Raw genomic sequence first — 26,237 nt, 5'->3', positions numbered from 1 at the left:
CCGGCAAATGCCGGGCTTCCGAGGGGCGCGAAATGATGAGCCGTTATACGCGCTCAATCACCGTCGCAATCCCCTGGCCCAGGCCGATACACATGGTGGCCAGGCCGAGCGTGCCGCCTTTCCATTCCATGACATTCAGCAGGGTGCCGGTGATGCGCGCACCGGAGCAGCCCAGCGGGTGACCCAGGGCGATGGCGCCGCCGTTGAGGTTCACTTTCTGTTCAACCTTGTCCAGCAGTTTGAGATCCTTGAGCACCGGCAGGGACTGCGCAGCGAAGGCTTCGTTCAGCTCGACATAGTCGATGTCGTCGATGGACAGGCCGGCACGCTTGAGCGCTTTCTGCGTGGCCGGCACCGGGCCGTACCCCATGATGGCGGCGTCGCAGCCGGCCACGGCCATGCTGCGGATTTTTGCACGCGGCGTCAGGCCCAGGGCCTGGGCGCGTTCGGCGCTCATCACCAGCATGGCGGACGCACCGTCAGACAGCGCCGAGGAGGTGCCGGCGGTGACGGTGCCGTTGCGCGGATCGAATACCGGCTTCAGGCCCTGCATGCCTTCCAGCGAGGCGTCCTTGCGGATCACTTCGTCGATTTCGCACAGCACTTTGAAGCCGTTCTGGTCGTGGCCTTCGATCGGCACGATTTCGTTTTTCCAGCGGCCTTCCACGGTGGCTTCCCAGGCTTTCTGGTGCGAGCGCACGCCGAATTCGTCCTGCTGCTGGCGGCTGATGCCGTGCATGCGGCCGAGCATTTCGGCGGTCAGGCCCATCATGTTGGATGCCTTGGCGACAAACTTGGAGGCTTCCGGGTTCAGGTCGATGCCGTGGTCCATGGCCACATGGCCCATGTGCTCCACGCCGCCGATCACGAACACGTCGCCGTTGCCGGTCATGATTGCCTGGGCGGCCATGTGCAGTGCCTGCATGGACGAACCACACAGACGGTTCACGGTCTGCGCGGCGGTGGTGCGCGGCATGTCGGCCAGGATGGCGATGTTGCGGGCGATGTTCATGCCCTGTTCCTTGGTCTGGTTCACGCAGCCCCAGATCACGTCCTCGGTTTCGGTCGGATCCCAGTTCGGGTTGCGCTCGCGCAGCGCGCGGATCAGCAGCGCGGACAGTTTTTCTGCGCGCACATTACGGTACTGGCCGTTCCGGGATTTGCCCATCGGGGTACGGACAGCATCTACGATGACTACGTCTCTCGGGTTCAGACTCATTGCTTTATCTCCTGTGTCCGTGTTCAGCCGAAGAAGCTCTGGCCTTTGGCGGCCATGTCTTTCAGCAGTTGCGGCGCTTCATAGATGCCGCCCAGGTGTGCGTACTTGTCGCACAGGGCCACGAACTCTTTGGTGCCGATGGAATCAATGTAGCGCAGCGGGCCGCCACGGAACGGAGGGAAGCCGATGCCGTAGATCATGGCCATGTCGGCCTCGGCAGCGGAACCCACGATGTTGTCTTCCAGGCAGCGCACGGTCTCGGTGCACAGCGGGATCATCATGCGGGCAATGATCTCGTCGGCCTCGAATTCCTGGCGCTCGGCGACGTGCGGCTTGATCAGCGCGTAGGTCTCGTCGTCGACCACTTTCTTCGGCTTGCCCTTCTTGTCTTCTTCGTACTTGTAGAAGCCCACGCCGTTCTTCTGGCCGTAGCGCTTGTTCTCGAACATGACGGTGGAGACATCCTTGAAGTCGTACTGCATGCGGTCCGGGAAGCCTTCGGCCATCACGGCGGCAGCGTGGACACCGGTGTCGATGCCGACCACGTCCATCAGGTAGGCCGGGCCCATCGGCCAGCCGAATTTCTCCATCACCTTGTCGACGGCCTGGAAGTCGGCGCCGTCGCGCATCAAGAGGCCAAAGCCGCCGAAGTAGGGGAACAGCACGCGGTTGACCAGGAAGCCCGGGCAGTCGTTGACGACGATCGGGTTCTTGCCCATTTTCTGCGCGTAGCTCACCAGGGTGGCGACGGTGGCGTCAGAGGTTTTTTCACCGCGGATGATTTCCACCAGCGGCATCATGCTGACCGGGTTGAAGAAGTGCATGCCGGCAAAGTTTTCCGGTTTCTTCAGCGCGGTGGCCAGGCGGGTGATGGAAATGGTGGAGGTGTTGGAGGCCAGCACGGCGCCGTCCTTCAGGTGACCTTCCACTTCGGCCAGCACCGACTGTTTGATCTTTTCGTTCTCGACCACGGCTTCGACCACCACATCCACGCTGCCGAAGTCGCCGTAGTTCAGGGTCGGGCGAATCTTGGACAGGGTCTTGCCCATCGTTGCCGGGTCCATCTTCTTGCGCTCAACGCGCTTGGCCAGCAGCTTGGAGGCTTCGTTCATGCCCAGGTCCAGCGCCTTGTCGGCGATGTCCTTCATGATGATCGGGGTGCCTTTCAGCGCGCTCTGGAAGGCGATGCCGCCGCCCATGATGCCGGCACCGAGTACCGCCGCCAGGTTGATTTCGGCAGCGCCTTTCTTGATATGCGCGCCGTTGGCTTTTTTCACGGCCTGGTCGGCCAGGAACAGACCCACCAGCGCGGTGGCCTGCGGGGTCTTGGCCACTTTGGCGAAGCCCTTGGCTTCCACTTCCAGGGCCTTGTCGCGGGTCATGCCGCCGTGTTGCTGCATGACATTCACGGCCGCGACCGGTGCCGGGTAGTTCTTGCCGGCCTGCTGGGCCACGAACGCACCGGAGGTCTGGAACGCCATCATGTTTTCCAGCGGCGGCAGGGTCAGCGGCTGCAGTTTTTCGGCACGCTTGGCCTGATAGTCGATCTTGCCGGCCAGGCATTCCTTCACCAGCGCGATGGCGGCGTCTTTCAGTTTGTCAGCCTCGACCACGGCATCCAGCACGCCGTCTTTCAGCGCCTTGTCGGTCTTGTGCTGGCCGCCGGCGGCGATCCACTCGACCGCATTGTCGACGCCGATCACACGCGGCAGACGCACGGTGCCACCGAAGCCCGGGAACAGGCCCAGCTTCACTTCCGGCAGGCCCACCTGGGCGCTGCTGGCAGCGATACGGAAATCACAGGAGAGGGCCATTTCCAGACCACCACCCAGCGCGATGCCGTTGATGGCACAGACGCTCGGGAACGGCAGGTCTTCAAAGGCGGTGAACACCTGGTTGGCGCTCAGGCACCAGCCGGCGATCTCGTCTTCCGGCAGTTTGAACATCTCGGTGAACTCGGTGATGTCGGCGCCGACAATGAACACGCCCTTGCCGGAGGTCACGATGACACCCTTGACGCTGCCATCGGCCTTCAACGCTTCGACAGCCTTGCCGAGGTCTTCAATGGTTTCGCGGTTGAACTTGTTGACGGACTCGCCCTGAAGATCGAACTTCAGCTCGGCGATACCGTCGTCCAGCAACTGGGCGCTGACGGCCTTGCCTGAGTAGATCATGTTGATGCTCTCCACGTGGTGTCGGGAGGGCTGGCCGGGCTGTGCTGATGCCTGGCGTGCCGCCCCGTTGAATCGAAAAGCGTTGCATGCATCGGCCGGAGATCTCCGGTCCGGAAAGTGCATTCATGTGAGCGTTTGCTCACTTCCGGAGGTGCAGACTGGCATCAGTCCACATTCCGGGTCGCCAAGTATAGGGCAACGCGGGGGCAGTTGGCCCCCTCTCCGGAGCGGCATTTGTGACCGGGGGGTTCCGCTGAAGACGCGGTGTGTCCGCAAGCCAGAGCGTGCGGCTGCTGTGTAGGCGCGGGCAGGCAGATGGCGAACGCGCTGGTGTGCCGGCGCTGTTATACTGCCGCCCTTATGGTCCTGTGAGCCCGGCTGAAGTCCATGGTCCTGCCCCGTATCCGCCGTCGTGCCGTCGACACGCCTCCTGACTGGCCCGGTATGTCCCCCCTGCTGGCGCGCATCCTTGCCGCCCGTGGCGTGGTGCGTCCCGATCAGCTCAGCTTTGCCTTGAAACACCAGATGCCGCCACCGGATGCCCTGCCTGGCATGGCGCAGGCGGTCGCATTGTTGTGCCGGGCGCGAGAGGCCGGGCAGCGCATTCTGGTGGTCGGCGATTACGATGCCGATGGCGCCACGGCGACCGTCGTCATGCTGCGCGGGCTGGCCATGCTGGGGTTTCCTGCGCCGGGCTTCCTGGTGCCGGATCGCTTTGTGTTTGGTTACGGCCTGTCGCCGGCCATTGTCGATCTGGCTGTGCAGCAGGGCGCCCCGGACCTGCTGATTACAGTGGATAACGGCATCGCAAGTGTCGAGGGTGTCGCGGCGGCGCGTGAAGCCGGCATTCAGGTTCTGATCACCGATCATCACTTGCCCGGTGAGCACCTGCCGCAGGCGGATGCCATCGTCAATCCGCGCCTCCAGCCGGCCGGGCCGGGCCAGCATCTGGCCGGTGTCGGCGTGGCCTTCTTCTTGCTGAGTGCTTTGCGTGCTGCATTGCGTGAACAGGGTGATGCCGGGGCGGCCAGCGCGCCGCTGGCGGATCTGCTCGATCTGGTGGCGCTGGGCACGGTGGCTGATGTAGTGGTGCTGGATGATCTGAACCGCGCGCTGGTCGAGCAGGGATTGCGCCGTATCCGCAGCGGCCGCTGTGTGCCCGGTATTGCCGCGCTGCTGCGGGTGGGGCGGCGTGAACCGGAGCGGGTGGTGGCCAGTGACCTGGGTTTTGCTGCCGGGCCGAGGTTGAATGCCGCCGGCCGGCTGACGGAAATGAGCCTGGGCATTGAATGCCTGCTCACCGACGACCCGGTGCGCGCCATGCATCTGGCGGAACAACTCGACGGTATTAACCGCGAGCGGCGCAGTATCGAGCAGGGCATGCGTGACGCCGCCATGGCACACGTGGCGCTCCTGCGTGAACGGCATGACCCGCTGCCCCCGGCGCTGTGCCTGCATGACGATGGCTGGCATGAAGGGGTGGTCGGCATCCTCGCGTCACGCGTACGTGAGGCGACTCACCGGCCGGTGGTAGCCTTCGCGCCATCGCAGGAGCCGGGCCTGCTGAAAGGCTCCGGGCGTTCCATCGCCGGTCTGCACCTGCGCGATGTGCTGGACCGGGTGGCCACCCGGTATCCTGGCCTGTTGCATCGTTTTGGCGGCCACGCCATGGCTGCTGGCATGACACTGGCGACGGCATCATTGCCGCGCTTTCGTGACGCGTTGAGTGAGGCCGTGCAGGCCATGGCGCAACCGGGCCTGTTCGACGAGGTCGTCGAGACAGACGGCGAACTGTCCGCCGCCGAACTGGACCTGGCCCATGCGGAATTGCTGTGCCATGCCTTCCCCTGGGGCCAGGGCTTTGCCGCGCCGTCGTTCGATGGCGAGTTCGAGGTGCTGGATCACCGCGTGGTGGGCGAGCGCCACCTGAAGCTGACCCTGGGCCTGCCGCAGACCGGCGCCATCATCGACGCCATCCATTTCAACGCCGACCTGCCGCGTTTGCCGTCCCCCCTGCGCGCCATTCGCGGCGTTTACCGCCTTGACGTCAATGTCTGGCAGGGCCGGCGCAGCCCGCAGCTGATTTTTGAGTATCTGGAGGCGCTGCGCGCCTAGCTGCGAGCGGTGAGTTTGAAAAGCAACGGCGTGGGGTCACAAGTGGTATGAGGGGACCTCCGCCGCCCTGACTGGCTTTCCACAGCTAGCCGCTCGCAGCCCGCAGCTAGCCGCCGGCGCGCAGCGCCTGTAGCATTTCCCCCCTGACGGCGCCCACAAGGCGCTTGCCAAGAGCCGAGCGGGAGATCCCCTGATCATGAAAACAATACACAAACATCGTCTGCAGACCGGCAGTGAGGTGCAGAAACTGAAGCTCTCCGCCGAGGGCGTCGTGCGGGAAGTGACTTACAGCCAGCAGGAGCGGCTGCTTTATGTCTGGGTGGAAGTGCCGGCGGGCAGTCTGCTGGAGAGCAACCAGGTCGAGCGGAGTTTCCGCGTGTTCATGACCGGGGACGGCATTCCCGACCACGCGGTCTTTGCCGGCACCGCCATCGACATGATGCGGCCGGAGGCCTACCACATCTTTGAACTGACAGAGTGAACCGGGCGCCGCGCCTCGCCATTGGCGCGCGCAATCGGTAGAATTCACGCCCTTCGCGGGCCGTCCTCCGGCCCGCCTGTCCACCGCAAGCACTGGTAAAACTGGAAGGCTATGGAAATCAATCCGCTGCGCAATCAGCTGGCAGACCTCAAGGCGCGCACCGACGCGCTCAGGGGGTATCTTTGACTACGCTACCAAGCGTGAACGCCTGACCGAGGTCGAGCGCGAGCTCGAAGACCCGACCGTCTGGAACAATCCCGAACGCGCCCAGTCCCTTGGCCGTGAACGTGCCCAGCTGGAAGCGGTGGTGACCACCGTGGACACGCTGGACAGCGGCTTCGAGGACAGCGAGGCGATGCTCGAACTCGCCGTCGAGGAAAAGGACGAGGGCATGCTCGCCGACCTGGCGCGTGAGCTCGATGAGCTGGAAAGCAGTGTCGCCAATCTGGAATTCCGCCGCATGTTCTCCGGCGAGATGGACAGCTGCAACGCCTACCTCGATATCCAGGCCGGTTCCGGCGGCACCGAGGCCCAGGACTGGGCCGAGATGATGCTGCGCATGTTCCTGCGCTGGGCCGAGGCAAAAGGTTTCAAGGCGGAGCTGATCGAAGCGTCTGCCGGTGAAGTGGCCGGCATCAAGAGCGCCACCGTACACGTGCAGGGTGAATACGCCTACGGCTGGCTGCGTACCGAAACCGGCGTGCACCGCCTGGTGCGCAAATCGCCGTTCGATTCCGGCGGCCGCCGCCACACCTCGTTCAGCTCGGTGTTCGTGTCGCCGGAAGTGGACGACGACATCAATATCGACATTGATCCGAGCAAGGTGCGTACCGATACCTACCGCGCGTCCGGTGCCGGTGGCCAGCACGTTAACCGGACCGATTCCGCCGTGCGCCTGACCTACGTATTCAAGGACCCGGATACCGGCGAGGAACACACCGTGGTGTCCGCCAGCCAGAGTGGCCGCTCGCAGCACCAGAACAAGGACGAAGCCTGGAAAATGCTGAAGGCCAAGGTCTACGAGCTGGAAGTCCAGAAACGCAATGCCGAGAAGCAGCGCCTGGAAAACAGCAAGGCCGATATTGGCTGGGGCAGCCAGATCCGTTCCTACGTGCTGGACGATGCCCGCATCAAGGATTTGCGCACGGGTGTTGAAACACGCAATACCCAGGCGGTACTTGACGGTGCGCTGGACCAGTTCATCGAAGCGTCCCTGAAGTCGGGATTGTAATCAAAGCGTCAGACGTCCGACGTCAGACGTCCGACGCTTTTTCAGTGTTACACCCCGGATGTCCGACGTCAGACGTCCGGCCAAGGATTTTCCCCATGACTGACGACCAGCTCCAGCAGGACGAAAACCGTCTGATCGCCGAGCGCCGCGACAAATTGCGGCAGCTGCGTGAGGCAGGCCAGGCATTCCCGAACCAGTACCGCCCGGACAGCCTGGCCGCAGACCTGATCGCGCAATACGGCGAGGAAGAAAAGGACGCGCTGGAAGCCCGCAACATCGTTGTCGCCATCGCCGGCCGGCTGATGCTGGATCGCAAGTCGTTCAAGGTGTTGCAGGACCAGAGCGGCCGTATCCAGATTTATGCCACCAAGGACGTGCAGCAGGCGACGAAACACTGGGATATCGGCGACATCGTCGGTGTGCGTGGCAAGCTGTGCAAATCCGGCAAGGGTGATCTGTATGTGATGATGGACGAGTATGTCCTGCTGACCAAATCCCTGCGTCCGCTGCCGGAAAAACACAAGGGCCTGACCGACACTGAAATGCGCTACCGCCAGCGTTACGTCGACCTGATGACCAATGAAGACACCCGCCGCACATTCCGTATCCGGGCGCGGGTGGTCAGTGGCATTCGCCGGTACCTGGAGCAGCGTGGCTTCTATGAGGCGGAAACGCCGATGCTGCAGGTGATTCCCGGCGGCGCCACGGCGCGGCCGTTCGTCACCCACCACAATAGCCTGGACCTGGACATGTATCTGCGCATTGCGCCGGAGCTGTACCTGAAACGGCTGGTGGTGGGCGGCTTCGACCGCGTGTTCGAGATCAACCGCAATTTCCGCAATGAAGGGCTCTCCACCCGGCACAACCCGGAATTCACCATGGTGGAGTTCTACCAGGCCTACGCCGACTACAACGACCTGATGGACCTGACCGAAGACATGCTGCGCACCATCGCGCTGGATGTGCTCGGCAGCACGGACGTGCCGTACCAGGGCGAGATGTTCGATTTCGGCCAGCCGTTTGCGCGCATGACGGTGTTCGATTCGATCCTGCACTTCAATCCGGACATACGCGCCGAACAGCTGCGCGACGAGCAGGGCGCGCGCGCCATCGCCACCGGTCTGGGTATTCCGCTGAAGGACAGCTACGGGCTGGGCAAGGTGCAGATCGAAATTTTCGAGAAAACGGTAGAACATCGATTAATGCAGCCGACCTTCATCACCGAATACCCGACCGAAGTGTCGCCGCTGGCACGTCGCAGCGACGCCAACCCGTTCGTCACCGACCGGTTTGAGTTTTTTGTCGGTGGCCGGGAAATCGCCAACGGCTTCTCCGAGCTGAACGATGCCGAAGACCAGGCCGAACGCTTCCGTAGCCAGGCTGCCGAGAAGGACGCCGGCGACCTGGAGGCCATGTTTTTTGACGACGATTATGTGACGGCGCTGGAGTACGGTATGCCGCCCACCGCAGGTGAGGGGATCGGCATAGACAGGCTGGTAATGCTTTTTACCGATACGCCATCCATCCGTGATGTGATTCTCTTTCCCCATATGCGTCCGCTGGCAAAACCAGGCGGCGCTTAACCGGGGGCATAGTTGAAACACATCAAGGGATTCAGATGACATCTGCTATTCAATATCAGGGTCGCAAGGCGCGCCGTGCCGGCAGTGAGCAGCGCAGACGTGCCATTCTGGAAGCCGCGTTGCGCATCATCATTCGTGATGGTGTGCGCAGTGTGCGGCATCGCGCGGTGGCGAAGGAAGCCGACGTGCCGTTGTCTGCGACAACCTATTATTTCAAGGACATTACCGATCTGATCGCGGATACCTTCACGCTGTTTGCCGAACAGGCCATGCATGACGTGATCGAGCCGTTCCGTGATCAGGCATTCGCGCTGATCGATGGCGTGCCGGCACAGATGAGCGATGAGCAGCGTCAATCGTTGCTGGCCACGCTCGCAGAAATGACCGCTGCCTACGTGATCAACGAAGTGCACAACATGCGCGATCATCTGATCGCCGAGCAGGCCTTCCTGCACGAGGCGCTGCTGGATGAGCGCCTGCGTGAACTGGCTGCGGTCTACAAGCAGAAACAGCTGGATGTGCTGGCGGGTGCCTGCGAGCGTCTGGGCAGTAAAGAGCCAGTGCTGGATGCAGAAGTGTTCTTCGCCGTGCTCTACGGTATCGAACAGGATATGCTGGCGGCGCCGGACAAATACACCGAAGCGGATGTCCGCGCGCGCGTCGCCCACACGCTGGAAATGATGGCACGCACGACACAGGCATCCTGACCACCAGCAGGCAGTACAGCAGGGCAATGACGTCACAACGCAGCGTACAGATGGAACCGGGCTGGAAAGCCGCCCTGGAAACGGAATTCGACAGTGAATACATGCAGGCGCTGCGTGCGTTCCTGCTGGAAGAAAAACGGCGTGGCAAGGTGGTGTACCCACCGGGCCCGCAGATTTTCAATGCCTTCAATACCACCCCTTTCGACCAGGTCAAGGTCGTGATCCTGGGCCAGGACCCGTACCACGGGCCTGGCCAGGCGCACGGCCTGAGTTTTTCCGTGCCTGCTGGCGTGCCGCCGCCGCCGAGCCTGCAGAATATCGTCAAGGAGATCCAGCGTGATCTCGGCATTGAAATGTCGCGCAGCGGCTGTCTGGTGCCGTGGGCGGAGCAAGGCGTGCTGTTGCTGAACGCGGTGCTGACCGTGGAGCAGCGTCAGGCGGCATCACACCAGGGCAAGGGCTGGGAGCGTTTTACCGACGCTGCCATTGATCATCTCAACCGCGAGCGCGACGGGCTGGTGTTCATGCTCTGGGGCAGTTACGCACAGCGCAAGGGCAACCTGATTGACCGCAAGCGGCACCTGGTGCTGACCGCGCCGCATCCTTCACCGTTGTCGGCACATCGGGGTTTCATCGGCTGCGGGCATTTTTCCCGCGCCAATGACTGGCTGGTACAGCAGGGCAAAACACCCATCAACTGGCGTCTGTAGAGGCGCGGCCCAGTTACCGAGTTGGCGCTTCCGTGCCAGGGGAAACAGGTGTATCCCGAACGATTTTGCGTGAAGAAAGCGTGTTTTTAGGCGCTGATCTCCACAATATCGGTGCCGTTTTACATTATTTTTCAATTCATCACTAAGCCTAAAGCCTGAGTCGTGGCGCTGCCCTGTTGCGCGTTTCAGGCGTAAACGCCATCTGGTGCATTGACGGTTGGTCAGAGATCCTGTCGCGGCGGCGCCATCCCCTGCTTGCGGTACTGCGCCGGGCTGGCGCCCGTGGCCTTGCGGAACAGCCGCGAGAAGTAATAGGGGTCATCAAAACCCAGTTGCTGCGCAATATCAGCCACCGGCAGGCGACTGGTTTCCAGCAGGTAGCAGGCGCGTGCCACTTTCATGTGCAGGAAGGCCTTCACCGGTGTCTGCCCGGTGTGGGCGCGATAGTCGCGAATGAACTGATAGCGTGACGGCTGTCCGGCCAGTGTGGCCATGTCCGCCAGTGTCAGCCGGTCATGGATACGGGTCTGCATGTGCAGGTGCAGGGTGTCGATGTCCAGCCCGCTTCGTGCTTCACGGGGCTGGCTGAGCAATAGCGCGGCATAACTCAGTATGGTCCGGCACAGGTTGGCGGCGTGCAGGTAGGCGCTCAGCTGGTGGCTGCCACGGGTGCTGTCGAGCAGGGCGCGGAAATCGCTGAGCAGTCTTTCATGCAGGCCGGGGTGCAGCAGCGAGTGCGCGCCGAACAACTGGCGCAGTTGCAGCGCGGCTTCCTCGCCGCCCAGATGCATCCAGAACAGGCTCCAGGGCTGGCGCGGGTCGGCCTCGTAACTGTGCGGCTGTCCGGCCGGCAGATACAGCAGGTCGCCAGCGTGCACGCTGGTGCGGTGCTCGCCCAGGCTCACACTGGCGCACCCCTCTACGCAATAAATCACAATATCGTCCGCCGGGTGCCGGCGTGCCATGCGGTGGCCGCTGGCGCGCGGATAGTAGCCGAACGCCAGCGGATGAAACGCCTTGCTCAAGGGATGCCCAGCCAGACTTGCCAGCAGGGTCTGGGGCAGCAGAACGCGCTCGCCCTGGCCGGAAAGAGGCCAGTCTGAGGTCTGGGCGGGCGCGGCGGCAGGTGGGCGGTTCATGCAATATAGTCCATCTCTCTGCAATGGAAGCCATCTTACCCCGGCCATGTCCGTGCTAAAACTGGCACACTGAATCCCGGCCCTGCCGGGCAATGCCAATAACACAGCCGTTCACGGCTCCAGGGAGAGCGCTATGACCCGTTCCGTACCGCATCTGATCGGCGGCGAATTCATCACAGGCGGCGGGGAGACCCTGCCGGTCACCAACCCGGCCAATCAGGACGTGCTCTGGAACGTGCCGATGGCCACCGATGCGGAAATGCAGGCGGCCATCGACGCCGCCGGCAAGGCGTTTCTGTCCTGGCGCGAAGTGGCTGTGCCGGAGCGCGCGCGTTTGATGATGCGTTACCAGCACCTGCTGAAAGAACACCATGACGAAATCGGCGAGCTGATCGCGCAGGAAACCGGCAAGACCTTCGCCGATGCCAAGGGTGACCTGTGGCGCGGTATCGAGGTGGTCGAACAGGCTGCCAATATCCCTGCGCTGATGATGGGGGAGACGGTCGAGAACGTGGCCCGGGGGGTCGATACCCATTCCTGGATCCAGCCGCTGGGTGTGTGCGCCGGCATCACGCCGTTCAATTTCCCGGCCATGATTCCGCTGTGGATGTTCCCGATGGCGATTGCCTGCGGTAACACCTTTATTCTCAAGCCGTCCGAACAGGACCCGATGACCGCTGTGCGGCTGGCGGAGCTGTTCCTGGAAGCCGGCGCGCCAGAGGGCGTGTTGCAGGTGGTCCATGGCGGTCGCCATCAGGTGGATACGCTGCTCACGCACCCGGCCATTCGTGCGGTGTCGTTCGTCGGTTCCGTGCCGGTGGGCCAGCACGTCTACCGGACCGCCACCGAGCACCTCAAGCGTGCGCAGTGCTTTGCCGGCGCAAAAAACCACACGGTGATCATGCCGGACGCGAATCCGCAGCAGGTGGTCAGCCAGTTGGTCGGCGCCTCCGTGGGCGCCGCCGGCCAGCGCTGCATGGCGATTTCGGTGGCGGTGTTCGTCGGTGATTCGAAAAAACTGATCCCGGCATTGCGTGATGAACTGGCCAAGGTGCGCCCGGGCGCCTGGGATGATGAGCAGGCCGGCTATGGTCCGCTGATCAGCCCGCAGGCGAAAAAACGCGTGCTGGACATGATCCGTCAGGGCAAGGAAGAAGGTGCGGAATGTTTGCTGGATGGCTCCGACTGCACTGTGGACGGCCTGCCGGACGGCAACTGGGTGGGTCCGACGGTGTTCAGCAATGTCACTCGCGAGATGAGCATCTACCGCGAGGAAATCTTTGGCCCGGTGCTGTGCTGCATGTGCGTGGATACGCTCGATGAAGCCATCGCGCTGGTGAACCAGAACCCGTACGGCAACGGCACCTCCATCTTTACCGCCAGCGGTGCCGCCGCGCGCAAATACCAGCACGAAGTCGAAGTCGGCCAGGTGGGCATCAATATCCCGATCCCGGTGCCGCTGCCGTTCTTCTCCTTTACCGGCTGGAAAGGCTCCTTCTATGGTGACCTGCACGCCTACGGCAAGCAGGGTGTGCGCTTCTACACCGAGACCAAGACCGTCACCTCGCGCTGGCCGGAGGACGACATGGTGCACGAAGCGAACATGACCATCAGCCTGAAGTAAGGGCCTGGAGCACGCGATGGATTTTTCACTGACCGAAGAACAGCTCGCCTACCAGGACACTGCGCGCCAGTTCAGCGACAAGGCGCTGGCGCCGTTCGCGGCGGACTGGGATGCACGCAGCCACTTCCCGCTGAACACGCTGCGGGAAGCGGGCCAACTGGGTTTCATGGGGCTGTACACGCCAGAGGCCGTCGGTGGGCTGGGCCTGTCGCGGCTGGATGCGGCGCTGGTGTTTGAACAATTGTCGCGCGGCTGCACCTCGACCACGGCGTTTATCACCATCCACAACATGGCGACCTGGATGGTGGCCTCGTTCGCCACGGACGAGATCCGTACCGAATGGTGCCCGGCGTTGACCAGCGGCGAAAAACTCGCGTCTTACTGCCTGACCGAACCGGGTGCCGGTTCGGATGCGGCGGCGCTGAAAACCACCGCGCGCCGCGACGGCGACGATTATCTGCTCAACGGCACCAAGGCGTTTATTTCCGGCGCCGGCAGCACCGATGTGCTGGTGCTGATGGCGCGCACTGGCGGTGCCGGGGCGGGCGGTGTCTCCTGCTTCCTGGTGCCGGCGGATGCGCCCGGCATCAGCTATGGGCGCAACGAAGACAAGATGGGCTGGAAGAGCCAGCCGACCCGGCAGGTGACACTGGAGAACGTGCGCGTTCCCGTCAGCCACCTGCTTGGCCAGGAGGGCGATGGCTTTCGCATTGCCATGCGCGGGCTCGATGGTGGCCGCATCAATATCGCCAGTTGTTCGCTGGGTGCTGCCTCGGCAGCGCTCGCGCAGGCCGGCGAGTACGTGCAGACACGGCAGCAGTTCGGCCAGCCCCTGTCGGATTTCCAGACGGTGCAGTTCCGGCTGGCGGACATGGCCACCGAGCTGGTGGCGGCGCGACAGATGGTGTACCTGGCGGCCTGGAAACTGGATCAGGGGGATGCGGAAAAGACGCTGTACTGTGCCATGGCCAAACGGCTGGCGACGGATCTGTGTTTCAACGTCTGCAACGACGCGCTGCAACTGCACGGCGGCTACGGCTATATCCGTGAATACCCGCTGGAGCGTTATGTGCGCGATGCGAGGGTGCACCAGATACTGGAAGGCACCAATGAAATCATGCGTGTGATCATCGCCCGGCGATTGCTGGCCGGCGTGGCGGTCTGACCCGAAGACGAACAATGCCGGCGCTGGCCGGCTTCAAACAACAAAGGAGCACATCATGCGGATCGCATTCTTTGGTGTCGGCAACATGGGCGGCCCGATGGCCGTGAATCTGGTACGGGCCGGTCATCAGGTGCGGGTGTTCGACCTGGCGTCGTCGCTGGTGGACGCCGTGGTGGCCGAAGGCGCGCAGGCCGGGGGCAGCCCGGCGGATACGGTGGCGGATGCCGAGATCGTCATCAGCATGCTGCCGTCGGCGGCGGCGGTGAACGGGTTGTACCTGGGGGAGCAGGGCGTGCTGGCCAGCATTCCGGCGCAGGCACTGATTATTGACTGCTCCACGATTGACGCCGCCACAGCCAGGACACTTGCGCAGGCAGCCGCCGCCATGGGCCGCACGGTGATTGATGCGCCGGTCTCCGGCGGGGTCGGTGGTGCGAAGGCCGGCACGCTGACGTTTATCTGCGGCGGCCCTGCCGAAGCGGTGGAGCGGGCGCGGCCGGTGCTCGCGAACATGGGCCGCAATGTATTCCACGCCGGCGACAACGGCGCCGGACAGATCGCCAAGATCTGCAACAACATGCTGCTGGCGATTCACATGATCGGCACCTGCGAGGCGTTGCAGCTGGGCGTGGACAACGGCCTGGACCCGAAAGTGCTGTCCGATATCATGCTCGCCAGCTCCGGCCGTAACTGGTCGCTGGAAGTGTATAATCCGTGGCCGGGCACGATGGACAATGTGCCCTCGGCGAACGATTACCAGGGCGGCTTTGCCGTCGACCTGATGAACAAGGATCTCACGCTGGCCATGGACAACGTGCTGGCGGTGAAGGGCCGCACGCCGATGGGCGCGCTGGCGAAAAGTCTTTATGGCCTGCATGGCGCGCAGGGCAACGGGCGGCTGGATTTCTCCAGCATCCTGTCGTTGCTGAAAGTGCGCGAGTGATCAACAAACGGAGCAGTCATGTCCGATTCGGTACTGTTTGAAGAACGCCCGTGTGAGTCCGGCAAGAAGGTCGGCATTGCGCGGCTGAATGCACCGCGCTCGCTGAATTCGCTGAGCCGCACCATGATCGGCCTGCTGTACGAAAAGCTGATCGACTGGGAGCACGATGACGCCATCGCCTGTGTCTGGCTGGAAGGCGAAGGCGAGCGCGCCTTCTGTGCCGGCGGCGATATCGTCGAGATGTACCGCAGCATGACGCCGGTGGGCGAACGCAACCCGTTCATCGAGGACTATTTTGCGGCGGAATACCGCCTGGATCACCTGCTGCATGTGTACGAGAAACCGGTGATCTGCTGGGGCCACGGTGTCGTCATGGGCGGTGGCATGGGGCTGATGCAAGGCGCCAGCCAGCGTGTGGTGACCGAGAAATCGAAACTGGCGATGCCGGAAATCACCATCGGCCTGTACCCGGATGTGGGCGGGAGCTGGTTCCTCAACCGCGCGCCGGGCAAGACGGGTCTGTTTGCCGGCCTCACAGGGGTGCATCTGAACGCGGCCGACGCGCTGTTCATGGGGCTGGCCGATGTGTTCATCCATGCCGACCGGCGCGAGGCGGTGCTCGACAGCCTGGCCCTGCTGTCGCTCAGCGGTGACGAAACGCTCGATACGGCGCTGGTGCATCGCTGCCTGCGCGAAGCGGCGTCGCCGTCGCTGCCGGCCTCGAACGTGCGCGAGCACTTTGACCAGATCAATCAGGCCTGTGACCGGGCCACGTTGCCGGAAGTGGCGGAAGCGCTGCGGCGGCTCAAGGACGGGGGCGAGTGGTTGCACCGTGCGGCCTCGACCTTTGAACGGGGTTGCGCGCAGACCGCCTGGCTGGTGTGGGAGCAACTGCGCCGTGCGAAGCATCTCTCCATTGCCGAAGTGTTCCGTCTGGAGTGGTGCATGTCCGTGCAGTGCGCGATGCATCCGGATTTCCGCGAGGGCGTGCGTGCGCTGCTGATCGAGAAGGATGGCAGCCCGCAGTTCCGTTATGCGCAGGTCAACGAGGTGCCGCGCGAGTATGTTGAAGGTTTTTTTGACAGCCCGGCACCGACGCATCCGCTGGCTGATCTGTAGCCGGTATCCCCGCTCGACACCCGTAGCCGGCGCCCTGATCAAGGTCGCCGGCTGTCCCTGAATTGTAAACAAGCTTTTTGCCCGCCCGTTTTGCCGGCCTGGTGCTTTGCGCCCGCGCTGCGCCTGCCAGTATGCTGAGTCGATTGTCATGGCCCGGTCTTGTTCGTTTGAGACGCTACCGGCCAAACCTCTGACAAGGCTTCGCATAAGGAGTGTTCGTGGCCTGGTTGCCTCCGCGTGATCCCGCTGGTTTCAGTCTCTGGCTGTGTGCCGTGGCATTGTTGTGCCTGGGGCTGTGGCTGCTTGGCGGGGGTATCTGGCTGGCGCTGCTTGGTGGTGCCCGTTACTACGTACTGGCCGGCGCGGGCATGACGGTGTCGGCGCTGCTGGTGCTGGCCGGCCGCGAAAGTGGCGTGTGGCTGTATCAGGGCGTGCTGTTCTGCACGCTGATCTGGGCGCTGACGGAGGTCGGCAATAATCTGCTCGCGCTATGGCCACGGCTGTGGATGCCGGCACTGCTCGGCATGCTGTTGTTGCTGTTGTTACCGGCATTGCGGCGCCAGCGTGCGCTCAGGGGCGTGCGTTGATGCGTTGCGGGTGGTGGTTGATCGCGTTGCCGGCGCTGGTGCAGGCGCAGCAATCCGTGGTGGCGCCGGTGCCGCCGCGTGTGGTGCCGGAGGCCGTCGAAGCCGGTGCACCTCCGGCCGCTGCACCGGCAGATGGCGACTGGAGCGCCTACGGGCGCAGCAATGCCGCCCAGCGTTACTCCCCGTTGCAGAGCCTGGATCGCGATAACGTCGCTGCGCTGACGCTGGCCTGGCGTTATTCGCTCAATGATATGCCGCGTGATCTCAAGGCGCGCTGGGCGCCGCACACCACACCATTGAAAATTGGTGACGCGCTGTATCTCTGTTCCGGGCGTGGCAGCGTCATCGCGCTGGATGCGACCACGGGGGAACAACGCTGGCGTCATGACAGTGCTCTGCAGGCAGACCAGTTTGCCGGGCCGGCCACCTGCCGTGGCGTGTCGTTCCATGAATCCCTGGGCGCCAATCGCGATGGCCTGTGCCGTGAGCGTATCCTCGCCGCGACGGCAGATGGCCGGCTGCGCGCGCTGGACGCTGATACGGGCCGGCCGTGCGTGGAGTTTGGCGAACAGGGTGTGGTGACATTGCCCGGTCATTTCAGTGGGCCGGTGTCGCCGCCCACGCTGGTGCGCGGGGTGGCGGTGACACGCGCTGGTGACAGTGTGGCCGGTATCAGTGCCGCCACGGGCCGGCTGCTGTGGCGATGGCAACCGGAGCAAGAACGCGAGCAGTTTGCAGCCGAAGCGGTTTTTTCTGCCGATGAACAACTCGGTCTGGTGTACCTGCCGCTGGCGCGGCCGGCGATGCTGGTAGCGGTGGATGTGACCAGCGGTGAGACGCGATGGCGCTTCCGTGGCGTGCGTGACGATGTGTGGGGCTATGGATTATCCGCGCAGGCCACGCTGCTGCCGTGGCGCACGCCGGAGGGCGTGGTGCCGGCGCTGGTACTGCCCACGCGCCAGGGTGATCTGTTTGTGCTGGACCGTGCCACGGGGGAGCCGCTGGTGCCGGTGACACAACAGCAGACGCCGGCAGCCTACGCGCCGGACGGTGTGCTGCCGGCATCGCAGCCGGTGTCAGAAGGCCTGCCCGGCCCGCGTGCCGCGTTGCTGCGCGAGGAAGATATCGGTGGTGTCAGCCCGATCGACCAGCTCTGGTGCCGTATCCAGTTTCGCCGGCTGGTCTACCAGGGCCGCTTTACGCCGCCTGGCCCGGAGCCCTGGCTGCAATATCCGGGGGACATGGGCGGCATCGACTGGGGTGGTGTGTCCTTCGATCCGGAGCGTGAGCTGCTGGTGTTCAATTACAACCAGGTGCCCATGGTCGGCGAGATTCGTGACGGCGTGCCATACCGCACGCCGTGGGGTGAGGTGGACCGGCTCTGCCTGAGGCCACCGCACGGCGGCATCATGGCGGTGAGCACGCAGGCGCCGGCATTGCACTGGGATCGGCCGCTGGGCCGGGCCGGGCTGCCGCTGCCGTTTGGTTTGTCACTGCCGCTGCCGTCGGACACCGGCACTCCGAACCAGGGCGGCGTATTGCTTACCGCCGGTGGCCTGGCGTTTGTTGCCGCCACCACCGACAACCTGATCCGGGCGCTGGATACCGAGACCGGCGAAGAACTCTGGCGTGCCCGCCTGCCGGCGGGCGGGCAGGCGACACCGATCAGTTATGCCGTGAACGGCCGGCAGTACATCGCCCTGCTGGCGGGCGGCGACTATCGGCTGGAGACGCCGCGCGGGGGAGAACTGCTGGTGTTCTCACTGCCTGAGTGAGGTGGGCGCGTCGGCGGGGACAACGCGCAGCAGCTTGCCATTGGCGCTGTCGGTAAGCAGATACAGGGCGCCATCCGGCCCGGTGCGCACATCACGAATCCGCTCCCCGAGTTCCTGAAACAGCACATCCTGTTCACCGGCCGCCAGCACCCCATTGGCCTGCGTCAGCGGTATGCGACGGACGCTTTTTTCCGCCAGTGTGGAGACAAACAGGCTGTTGTCCCACTGCGGGAACAGGTCGCCGTGATACAGCGTCATGCCGGACGGCGCGATGGAGGGTGTCCACTGCAGCACCGGCTGCTCCAGGCCGGGCATTTCCGTGTACGGGCTGACGCGTGCGCCGGTGTAGTCCAGGCCGTAGGTGATCAGCGGCCAGCCGTAATTGTGCCCGGCGCGAATGCGGTTGAGTTCGTCACCGCCACGCGGGCCGTGTTCGTGTGCCCACAGCCGCCCGGTGGCGAGGTCGCTGACCAGCCCCTGCACATTGCGGTGGCCGAAACTGTAGATCTCCGGCAGTGTGTCCTGCCGGTCCAGGAACGGATTGTCCGTGGGCACGCTGCCGTCGCGGTGGATGCGGATGATCTTGCCCAGGTGGCTGTCGCGCTGCTGGGCCTGTTCGCGATAATCGAAACCATCCCCAAGCCCCATCACCAGCGTGCCGTCGGCGAGCCAAGCCATGCGCGCACCGTAGTGGGCGTCGCCGCGCTTGGCCGGTTGCGCAGTGAAAATCGGCAGCACATCTTCCAGGGCATAACCGGACAGCCGCGCGCGCACGATGCGTGCCTGGTTGGCGTCCTGGTCGCCGTGGGCAAACGACAGGTACAGAATCTGGTTCTGCTCAAACTCGGGGTCCAGCGTGACGTCAAACAGACCGGCCTGGCCGGAAGCGAACACCGGCGGTACGCCCTGGACCGGCTTGTCGAGCAGGCGCCGCCGTTCATACATCCGCAAGGTGCCGCCGCGTTCGGTGATCAGCATGCGACCGCCGGGCAGGAACGCAACGGACCAGGGGAAGTCGAGCCCTTCGGCCAGCGTCTCCACGCGATAGGTGGGCGAGGGTGCCTGTGCCGGTGCGGCCAGTGGCAGTGAAGCAAGCAGGCCCAGCAGGAGAAAGGCAGTCAGGCGTGGCATCCGGTGTCCTCTTTATTCGTGGCGGCGGTGTAATGTCTTTCCACGCTGAATCGTATAGATTGGCGACTCAATCGCAAAGCAGACAGGAAGACACAATGACGCACACAGCCGGAACCGGCGCACGCCTGGGGCGTGGCCTGGTGGCCTTTGTGGTGGCCGTACTGGTGGCGGTAGCGCTTGGCGCCGTGATCCAGACGCAATACAACCTGGCGGCACTGATCCAGCTCGGCGCAGAGATTCCGCTGTCGGTGCGCTTGCGGACCACGGGCGAGGACCTGATGGGTTTCTCGCCGATTTATGCGGTGCTGGTGGTGCTGGCACTGGCCTGCAGCCTGCCGGTGGCGGCGCTGGTGTCGCGCGGGCTGCCGCAGGCACGCGGGCTGGTGTACGCGCTGGCGGCGCTGGCCGGACTGATTGTGGCAGTACTGGTGGTGAATCACCTGGCGCCGATGCCGACCCTGATCGCCGCGACCCGCGTCTGGCATGGCCTATTGCTGATGGCGCTGGGCGCGGCGGCGGCTGGCTGGCTGTTTGCCCGCCTGATGCCGCGCTGATCAGCGCGGCAGTTCCTGCTTCAGACTGGCGATGCGCTGGTCTTTCTCTCGCCACAGATCGCCCACCCAGCGTTGCACCACGACCCGGAATGCCGGGTCGTTTTCATAGTCGCCTTGCCACAGAGCCGCATTCAGTTCGCGGGTGCGGATGTCGACGATGACGTGGCGTACCCGACCGCACAGCAAATCGACAAATCCCGGTGGCGTGTCGCCGGGATATACCACCGTCACATCCAGCAGGGCATCGAGCTGCTCGCCCAGGGCGGCCAGCACGAAGGCGACGCCGCCGGCTTTCGGTTTCAGAAGGTAGCGATAGGGTGAGTGTTGCGCGTCACGCTTGGCCGGCGTGAAGCGGGTGCCTTCCAGGTAATTCACCACGGTTACCGGCAGCTCGCGGAATTTCTCGCAGGCAGCACGGGTGATTTCCAGGTCCTTGCCGAGCAGATGCGGTTTTTTCGCCAGCACGGATTTCGGATAGCGCTTCATGAAGGGGTAGTCGAGCGCCCAGAACGCCAGGCCGAGGAAGGGCACCCAGATCAGTTCTTTTTTCAGGAAAAACTTGAAGTAGGGCGTCTTGCGGTTGAATGCCTGCACCAGTGCCGGGATATCGACCCAGGACTGGTGGTTGCTGACCACCAGATAGGATGTGTCCCTGCGCAGTGTGTCGCCGCCACGGATATCCCAGCGCACCGGGGTGAACAGGGCGAAGATCAGCTTGCAGATTTCTGCCCAGGTTTCGGCAATCCACATCACGCCCGCCGAGCAGGCCCGGCGCAGCGGCTTACCGGGCAGCATCAGCTTTAACAGGGCGATCAGCAGCATCGGGCCAATCAGGATCAGGGTGTTGAGCAGCAGCAGGAGGGAGGTGGTCAGGCCGGTGAACAACGCGCGCATGGGGAGTCCGTTCTGGTGATGTCCTCAGGGATGATACGCAACGGCAGTGGCGAGCCCAATTGTCAGGATGTAACAGCGCGACAAACGTCTCAGCGTGCGGGCAGTTCGTAGGGCAGTGTTTCCGGCCGTGCACCCAGCGCATGCGCCTGGCCGTCCTCGCTCTGCAGATACAGGTCACCTTCATGCGCCAGCCGCAGCACCGCCAGCGCCTGCACCTGGCCGCCGGCCGTCATGCTGTCCACCAGTTCGCCCAGTGCCTTGCCGTTGGCATCGCGCAACACCGTGCCGGCGGGCAGTGGCGTGTCGCCGGGCCAGCTCACATGTTGCAGACGCTGTTTCATCTGTCCCTTGAAGTGCATGCGGGCGACCACTTCCTGCCCGGTATAGCAGCCCTTGCGGAAACTGACGCCGTGCAGCACGTCGTAATTCAGCGCCTGGGGCAGGAACAGGTCTTCAGCGCCGGGCAATACATGGCCCTCACCGGCGAGGATGTCATGCAGGCGAGCGTGCTCTGCACCGCCGATGCCGCGCCCCTCGCTGAGTGCGGCCCAGTGTGCGATGGCGGTTTCCACCGGCAGCACCAGCAGGGTGCGGTGCCCGTCCATGCGTACGGCGGTGCCGTCAGCGGTAAAGGCGGCTTTGCCGGCCGGCAGGTCATCGGGCACGGCCGGAACAGCGTCACCGCCGACCAGCGAGAGCACCACCCGCGTGTCGTCCAGCGCGAGGCTGGCTTTTGAAAAAACAATGTACTTGCCAAGCAGCTTCAGCAGCGAGTCCGCCATGGCGGTGGGCACCAGCAGGTCAAAGCCATCTTCCGCCGGCACAAGCCGCATGCTCACCAGCCCACGGCCCTTGAGGCTCAGGTGCATGGCCAGCCGGCTGTACTGCTGCTCGCTGACCTCACGCACATCTGCCGTGACCTGGCCTTGCAGGAAGGTGACGGCATCCGGCCCGCGCAGTGTGACGATGCGCAGGTGATCACAGACATGGAGCTGGGGCAGCGCCACGCGGGTCGGCGGGCGGCCAAAGTGCAGCACGGTGCCATCGGTGTCCCGGACGGCGCCGGTCTGGTCGAGAAAGGTTTGCCATGACGCGGACACGGTGACGACTCCTTGTTCTGGACAGCAGGGTGGTGCGGGCAGGCGATGACAGACATCGCAGGGCAGGATGATAGATAATGTTGCCGACCACTGACAGCCATCCACCCGATGTGGGGCAGTAATGGGGATGCCGCGCTGTTTTTCCAGCCGGTTTTCCCGGTGCCTGCCGCGAACAGGATCAAGACAGCGCATGACCCCGGAAGAGAAAAAACGCCGCCTGGTCTGGCAATGCCGACGCGGCCTGAAAGAGACCGACGTGGTGCTCAACGCGTATCTCGACGAGCACTTCCTGACCGCCACCGCCGAACACCAGGCGCTGTTCGAACGCCTGCTGGCCTGCCAGGACGCAGACATGTTCGAGTGGTTCACTGGCCGCACGGTACCGGATGACAGGGAACTGGATGCCTTCGTCAGACACATGCTCGCCCTGCTGGGGCGCAAGGACTGAACTGCGCGCCGGGCGCTATCGCCTCTATGCGTTGCTGATACTGCTGGTGTTGGCAGCCTGGGCGGTGCTTGCCAATGGCCTGCCGTGGTGGTTGCGCCTCGCGTTGCTGTTGACGGTGCTGCCGTGGCTGGTGCGCGGCTGGTGGCGCCAGCCACGGGCGCAGGCGTTGACGCTGTGGCCCGAGGCGTTGGCGGTGGAGTGCACCGACGGCCGTCGCCTGCACCTGAGCGCGCCGTGGCGCGCGGCCTTCTGGCCCGGCTGTGTGCGCGTCGGGCCGGTGCTGCTCTATCGTGACCAGATGGAGGACGCCGTCTGGCGCAGGCTGTGCCTGGTATTGCGCGCCTGACAGGGTGTTTTCAGCCGCCTGCTAATCCTGATCCGGCACCAGAATGGTGTCCTTCGCCTCGGCTTCCATCTCCGGGAAATCCAGGATGTAGTGCAGGCCGCGTGACTCGCGGCGCTGCAGTGCCGAGCGAATGATCAACTCGCCGATCACCACCAGATTGCGCAATTCCAGCAGGTCGCTGGAGATACGGTAGTTGGAGTAATACTCGGCGATCTCGCGCTTGAGCAGATCGATCCGGTGCATGGCGCGCTCCAGCCGTTTGACCGTGCGCACGATACCCACGTAGTCCCACATGAAGCGACGCAACTCGTCCCAGTTGTGCGAGATGATCACGTCTTCGTCGGAATCCGTTACCAGCGAGTCATCCCATTCCGGTGCGTTGCGTGGCTCGGGCAGTGTCTTCAGTTGCGCGCTGATGTCCTCGCTGGCGGCCTGGCCGAACACAAAGCATTCCAGCAGTGAATTGCTGGCCATGCGATTGGCGCCGTGCAGGCCGGTAAAGGCGGTTTCGCCGATGGCGTACAGGCCGGGCAGGTCGGTGCGGCCGTGCATGTCGGTGATGACACCGCCACAGGTGTAGTGTGCCGCCGGCACCACCGGAATCGGGTCGCGGGTGATGTCGATGCCCAGTTGCAGGCACTTGGCGTACACCGTCGGGAAGTGATTGATGATGAAATCCGCCGGGCGGTGGCTGATGTCCAGATACAGGCAGTCGGCGCCCAGGCGTTTCATTTCAAAGTCGATGGCGCGCGCCACCACATCGCGCGGGGCCAGTTCGCCGCGCTCGTGGAACTGGTGCATGAAGCGTGAGCCATCCGGCAGCAGCAAGTGGCCGCCTTCGCCACGGATGGCCTCGGTGACCAGGAAGGATTTTGCCTTCGGGTGGTACAGGCAAGTCGGGTGGAACTGCATGAATTCCATGTTTGACACCCGGCAACCGGCGCGCCAGGCCATGGCGATGCCGTCACCCGTGGCAACGTCCGGGTTGGAGGTGTACAGATACACCTTCGAGGCGCCACCCGTGGCCAGCACTACTGCACGGGCCAGGAACACATCGGTTCTGCCGGTGATCGGGTTGTGGATATAGGCGCCGGCGCAGCGGCCGTCCTGCACGATCAGATCGACAGCGGTGCGGTGTTCAAACAGTTCCACGTTCTGCCGCCGGCCGACCTGATCGATCAGGGCGCCGGAGATCGCCAGCCCGGTGGCATCGGCCACGTGGATGACGCGCCGGTGGCTGTGGCCGCCCTCGCGCGTCAGGTGGAAGCCCTGGCGGCCATCTTCTTCAAAGCGGGTAAAGCCCACACCCTGGTCGATCAGCCAGCGGATTGCGTCCGGGCCGTTCTCCACCGTCTTGCGCACGGCATCCTCGTGGCACAGGCCGGCGCCGGCCACATGAGTGTCCTTGATATGCGATTCCAGCGAATCCTGCTGGTCCATCACCGCCGCCACGCCGCCCTGGGCGTAATAGGTGCTGGCGCTGGTGAGTTCGCCCTTGGAGAGCAGTGCGATACGGGCGTCGGGGCTCATGCGCAGGGCGACGGTGAGACCCGCAGCGCCGCTGCCGATGATCAGTACATCATGGCGGTAAGTGGCCATAGCTACTCCGGTTGGCGTCCGCGGCGGCAGGTAAGAGGCCGGCGCTGGCCGCAGGGCCAGGATAAAGGCGCGTGCCACGGCACGGCCAATGCCGGTGCTGGCGCGGCGATAGTATAGGAACGTGACCGGGCGGACACCATAGCAGGGCGCCGGGGAGACCGGCTGGCAGGGTGTAAAACCTCCTGAAACGGCTGGCGCGTCATGGCACAGGCTTTGCTACAATGCGCCGTTTTGAACGCGGCGGGTCATGCATCCGTCATATCGGGCCGCTCTCTCAGGCCAGATGGATCAACGACGCGTTACGGCATGCTGCGGAACTTGTGCGCGGTACAGCTATCAGATGGAACCATTGCGGCTTGAGCAAAGCCTGTCGGGGGACCCCGGGTGTCAGACGAGGAACTGGTCAAACGCTGCAAGAAGGGCGATCAGCGCGCTTTCGACCTGTTGGTGCATAAGTATCAGCACCGCATTTTCGCGCTGATCAGCCGCTATGTGCGTGACCATGATGAAGTGCAGGACGTTGCCCAGGAGGCCTTTATCAAGGCCTGGCGGGCGCTGCCCCGTTTTCGTGGGGACAGCGCCTTCTATACCTGGCTTTATCGCATTGCGGTGAACACGGCGAAGAATCACCTGGTGGCCCAGGGCCGCCGTCCGCCGGGCTCTGACGTGGATGCGGTGGACGCCGAGCAGTTCGTGGGCGCCGAAGGTTTGCATGAACTTGGAACTCCGGAATCCCTCGCGCTGTCTCACGAACTGGAAGCCGCGATCCACGAGGCCATTGACGCCCTGCCGCAGGAACTGAAGACTGCGGTGACATTACGGGAATTCGAAGGTCTCAGTTACGAAGACATCGCGGCGGTGATGGATTGTCCGGTCGGGACAGTCCGGTCCCGGATATTCCGGGCCCGGGAAGCGATTGATCAGGTAGTGCGGCCCCTGATGGAACGGGGCTGATCCGTCAGGTGATGGAAAGTCTGTGAACGTGCTGAAACGTGCTGAAGGTGACGTCATGAACAGTGAACGCGAGCGTGAAGTCCTGTCCGCCCTGCTGGATGGAGAGACCTCTGAACTCGAAACACGCCGTATGCTGCGCGACCTGGACCAGGCCGGCGTTGCCCGATGGGCGCGTTGGCAACTGACCAGCGACATTCTTAAAGGACATGACGTCGCCGCCGTGCCGGCCGGGTTCAGCAATCGCCTGAGCGCCGCGCTGGCGGAGGAAAAAGTGCGTCGCACCGGCTGGATCGGCAGTGTGGCACGGGCTGCGGTGGCCGCGTCCGTGGCGGCGGCCACCGTGACCGTGGGCTGGCAGTACTGGGGCACGCAGGGCACAGGCACCGATACGCCGTCGGCGATGGTGGCCAGTGCACCGATGGAAGCACCGCGTGCCGCCCGCCCGTTTGCCGAAGCTGCACTGGTCGGCCTGGGTGGCCGCGCCCAGCAACCGGCAGCGATGCAGGGCAGCCAGCAACTCAGCCCGATGCTGCTGCGCCACAGCGAATTCACTGCGCGTCACAGCGGGCAGGGCATGGTGCCCTATGTCCGTCTGGTCAGCGCCGATGCCCGGCAGGGGGCTCGTTAAGGGGTTCCCGC

General features: G+C 63.9%; 24 protein-coding genes. 17 read left to right on the top strand and 7 right to left on the bottom strand.

The annotated features are described in order from the left end of the window. Positions 1 to 43 precede the first annotated feature (43 nt). Positions 44 to 1,219, bottom strand: coding sequence for an acetyl-CoA C-acyltransferase FadA (gene fadA, locus S7S_RS12630; protein ID WP_008738732.1), 1,176 nt, complete (start codon positions 1,217 to 1,219; stop codon positions 44 to 46). A gap of 23 nt (positions 1,220 to 1,242) precedes the next feature. Then, the gene (fadB, locus tag S7S_RS12625; protein ID WP_008738734.1) at positions 1,243 to 3,393 is read right to left on the bottom strand and encodes a fatty acid oxidation complex subunit alpha FadB; all 2,151 of its coding nucleotides are present in this window, start codon (positions 3,391 to 3,393) and stop codon (positions 1,243 to 1,245) included. Between the two features lie 444 nt (positions 3,394 to 3,837). On the opposite strand from fadB, the gene recJ reads away from it, so the two are divergent. The 6 genes from recJ (at position 3,838) to ung (ending at position 10,220) form a co-directional block, all read left to right on the top strand. After that, the gene (recJ, locus tag S7S_RS12620; protein ID WP_008738735.1) at positions 3,838 to 5,508 is read left to right on the top strand and encodes a single-stranded-DNA-specific exonuclease RecJ; all 1,671 of its coding nucleotides are present in this window, start codon (positions 3,838 to 3,840) and stop codon (positions 5,506 to 5,508) included. 196 nt (positions 5,509 to 5,704) lie between these two features. Next, a complete protein-coding gene (locus S7S_RS12615) occupies positions 5,705 to 5,989 on the top strand; it encodes a DUF7352 domain-containing protein (protein ID WP_008738737.1) in 285 nt (94 codons plus the stop codon). Positions 5,990 to 6,100: 111 nt separating this feature from the next. Then, a protein-coding gene (prfB, locus tag S7S_RS12610) for a peptide chain release factor 2 (RefSeq protein WP_144401659.1) occupies positions 6,101 to 7,220 on the top strand; the annotation gives its coding sequence in 2 pieces (ribosomal slippage) (positions 6,101 to 6,172 and positions 6,174 to 7,220; 1,119 coding nt in all). 95 nt (positions 7,221 to 7,315) lie between these two features. Further along, entirely contained in the window at positions 7,316 to 8,803 is a 1,488-nt protein-coding gene (gene lysS, locus S7S_RS12605; protein ID WP_008738741.1) for a lysine--tRNA ligase, read from the top strand. A gap of 35 nt (positions 8,804 to 8,838) precedes the next feature. Beyond that, on the top strand, positions 8,839 to 9,510 hold the full coding sequence (locus S7S_RS12600) for a TetR/AcrR family transcriptional regulator (RefSeq protein WP_008738745.1): 672 nt from the start codon (positions 8,839 to 8,841) through the stop codon (positions 9,508 to 9,510). Positions 9,511 to 9,536: 26 nt separating this feature from the next. Next, a complete protein-coding gene (gene ung, locus S7S_RS12595; RefSeq protein WP_035205415.1) occupies positions 9,537 to 10,220 on the top strand; it encodes a uracil-DNA glycosylase in 684 nt (227 codons plus the stop codon). A 221-nt stretch (positions 10,221 to 10,441) separates the two neighbouring features. Here the strand turns inward: ung and S7S_RS12590 are convergent, their stop codons facing one another. After that, positions 10,442 to 11,359: an AraC family transcriptional regulator gene (locus S7S_RS12590; RefSeq protein ID WP_008738753.1), complete on the bottom strand. Its 918-nt coding sequence runs from the start codon at positions 11,357 to 11,359 to the stop codon at positions 10,442 to 10,444. 133 nt (positions 11,360 to 11,492) lie between these two features. On the opposite strand from S7S_RS12590, the gene S7S_RS12585 reads away from it, so the two are divergent. From S7S_RS12585 to S7S_RS12560, 6 genes are all read left to right on the top strand, one after another. Then, positions 11,493 to 12,983 carry a CoA-acylating methylmalonate-semialdehyde dehydrogenase gene (locus S7S_RS12585; protein WP_008738755.1) on the top strand — a complete coding sequence of 497 codons (1,491 nt, stop codon included), beginning with the start codon at positions 11,493 to 11,495 and terminating at the stop codon, positions 12,981 to 12,983. Between the two features lie 16 nt (positions 12,984 to 12,999). Then, a complete protein-coding gene (locus tag S7S_RS12580; RefSeq protein ID WP_008738756.1) occupies positions 13,000 to 14,148 on the top strand; it encodes an acyl-CoA dehydrogenase family protein in 1,149 nt (382 codons plus the stop codon). Between the two features lie 55 nt (positions 14,149 to 14,203). Then, positions 14,204 to 15,091, top strand: a complete 888-nt coding sequence (gene mmsB, locus S7S_RS12575) for a 3-hydroxyisobutyrate dehydrogenase (protein WP_008738757.1) — start codon at positions 14,204 to 14,206, stop codon at positions 15,089 to 15,091. Between the two features lie 18 nt (positions 15,092 to 15,109). Further along, positions 15,110 to 16,210, top strand: coding sequence for an enoyl-CoA hydratase/isomerase family protein (locus S7S_RS12570; protein ID WP_008738758.1), 1,101 nt, complete (start codon positions 15,110 to 15,112; stop codon positions 16,208 to 16,210). Positions 16,211 to 16,428: 218 nt separating this feature from the next. Then, on the top strand, positions 16,429 to 16,797 hold the full coding sequence (locus tag S7S_RS12565) for a hypothetical protein (RefSeq protein ID WP_008738759.1): 369 nt from the start codon (positions 16,429 to 16,431) through the stop codon (positions 16,795 to 16,797). Beyond that, positions 16,797 to 18,572, top strand: coding sequence for an outer membrane protein assembly factor BamB family protein (locus S7S_RS12560; RefSeq protein ID WP_008738760.1), 1,776 nt, complete (start codon positions 16,797 to 16,799; stop codon positions 18,570 to 18,572). The genes S7S_RS12565 and S7S_RS12560 overlap by 1 nt, the downstream gene beginning before the upstream one ends. Here the strand turns inward: S7S_RS12560 and S7S_RS12555 are convergent. Beyond that, positions 18,558 to 19,703, bottom strand: coding sequence for a PQQ-dependent sugar dehydrogenase (locus S7S_RS12555; protein WP_008738761.1), 1,146 nt, complete (start codon positions 19,701 to 19,703; stop codon positions 18,558 to 18,560). The two genes, S7S_RS12560 and S7S_RS12555, sit on opposite strands and share 15 nt — an antisense overlap. A 95-nt stretch (positions 19,704 to 19,798) precedes the next feature. Between S7S_RS12555 and S7S_RS12550 the strand changes: the two genes are divergently transcribed. Next, positions 19,799 to 20,257, top strand: a complete 459-nt coding sequence (locus S7S_RS12550) for a hypothetical protein (protein ID WP_008738762.1) — start codon at positions 19,799 to 19,801, stop codon at positions 20,255 to 20,257. Here S7S_RS12550 and S7S_RS12545 read toward each other — a convergent pair whose 3' ends face one another. Continuing rightward, a complete protein-coding gene (locus S7S_RS12545) occupies positions 20,258 to 21,151 on the bottom strand; it encodes an acyltransferase (protein WP_008738763.1) in 894 nt (297 codons plus the stop codon). It abuts the gene before it with no gap. An 89-nt stretch (positions 21,152 to 21,240) separates the two neighbouring features. Next, positions 21,241 to 22,251, bottom strand: coding sequence for a CAF17-like 4Fe-4S cluster assembly/insertion protein YgfZ (gene ygfZ, locus S7S_RS12540; RefSeq protein WP_008738764.1), 1,011 nt, complete (start codon positions 22,249 to 22,251; stop codon positions 21,241 to 21,243). A 190-nt stretch (positions 22,252 to 22,441) separates the two neighbouring features. Between ygfZ and S7S_RS12535 the strand changes: the two genes are divergently transcribed. Together S7S_RS12535 and S7S_RS12530 are read left to right on the top strand one after the other, a co-directional pair. Continuing rightward, a complete protein-coding gene (locus tag S7S_RS12535) occupies positions 22,442 to 22,699 on the top strand; it encodes an FAD assembly factor SdhE (RefSeq protein ID WP_008738765.1) in 258 nt (85 codons plus the stop codon). A gap of 46 nt (positions 22,700 to 22,745) precedes the next feature. Next, positions 22,746 to 23,045, top strand: coding sequence for a hypothetical protein (locus S7S_RS12530; RefSeq protein WP_144401658.1), 300 nt, complete (start codon positions 22,746 to 22,748; stop codon positions 23,043 to 23,045). 21 nt (positions 23,046 to 23,066) lie between these two features. Here S7S_RS12530 and nadB read toward each other — a convergent pair whose 3' ends face one another. Then, a complete protein-coding gene (gene nadB / locus S7S_RS12525; protein ID WP_008738766.1) occupies positions 23,067 to 24,644 on the bottom strand; it encodes an L-aspartate oxidase in 1,578 nt (525 codons plus the stop codon). A 384-nt stretch (positions 24,645 to 25,028) separates the two neighbouring features. Here nadB and rpoE point away from each other — a divergent pair, with 384 nt between their 5' ends. Both rpoE and S7S_RS18895 read left to right on the top strand, forming a co-directional pair. Next, the gene (gene rpoE / locus S7S_RS12520) at positions 25,029 to 25,598 is read left to right on the top strand and encodes an RNA polymerase sigma factor RpoE (RefSeq protein WP_008738782.1); all 570 of its coding nucleotides are present in this window, start codon (positions 25,029 to 25,031) and stop codon (positions 25,596 to 25,598) included. A 55-nt stretch (positions 25,599 to 25,653) separates the two neighbouring features. Beyond that, positions 25,654 to 26,226, top strand: a complete 573-nt coding sequence (locus S7S_RS18895) for a sigma-E factor negative regulatory protein (RefSeq protein WP_052269337.1) — start codon at positions 25,654 to 25,656, stop codon at positions 26,224 to 26,226. Positions 26,227 to 26,237 lie beyond the last annotated feature (11 nt).

Source organism: Isoalcanivorax pacificus W11-5, from assembly GCF_000299335.2.
Classification (GTDB): domain Bacteria; phylum Pseudomonadota; class Gammaproteobacteria; order Pseudomonadales; family Alcanivoracaceae; genus Isoalcanivorax; species Isoalcanivorax pacificus.
The sequence above is the reverse complement of the archived record's forward strand: the minus strand, read 5'-3'. Positions and strand labels throughout refer to the sequence as shown.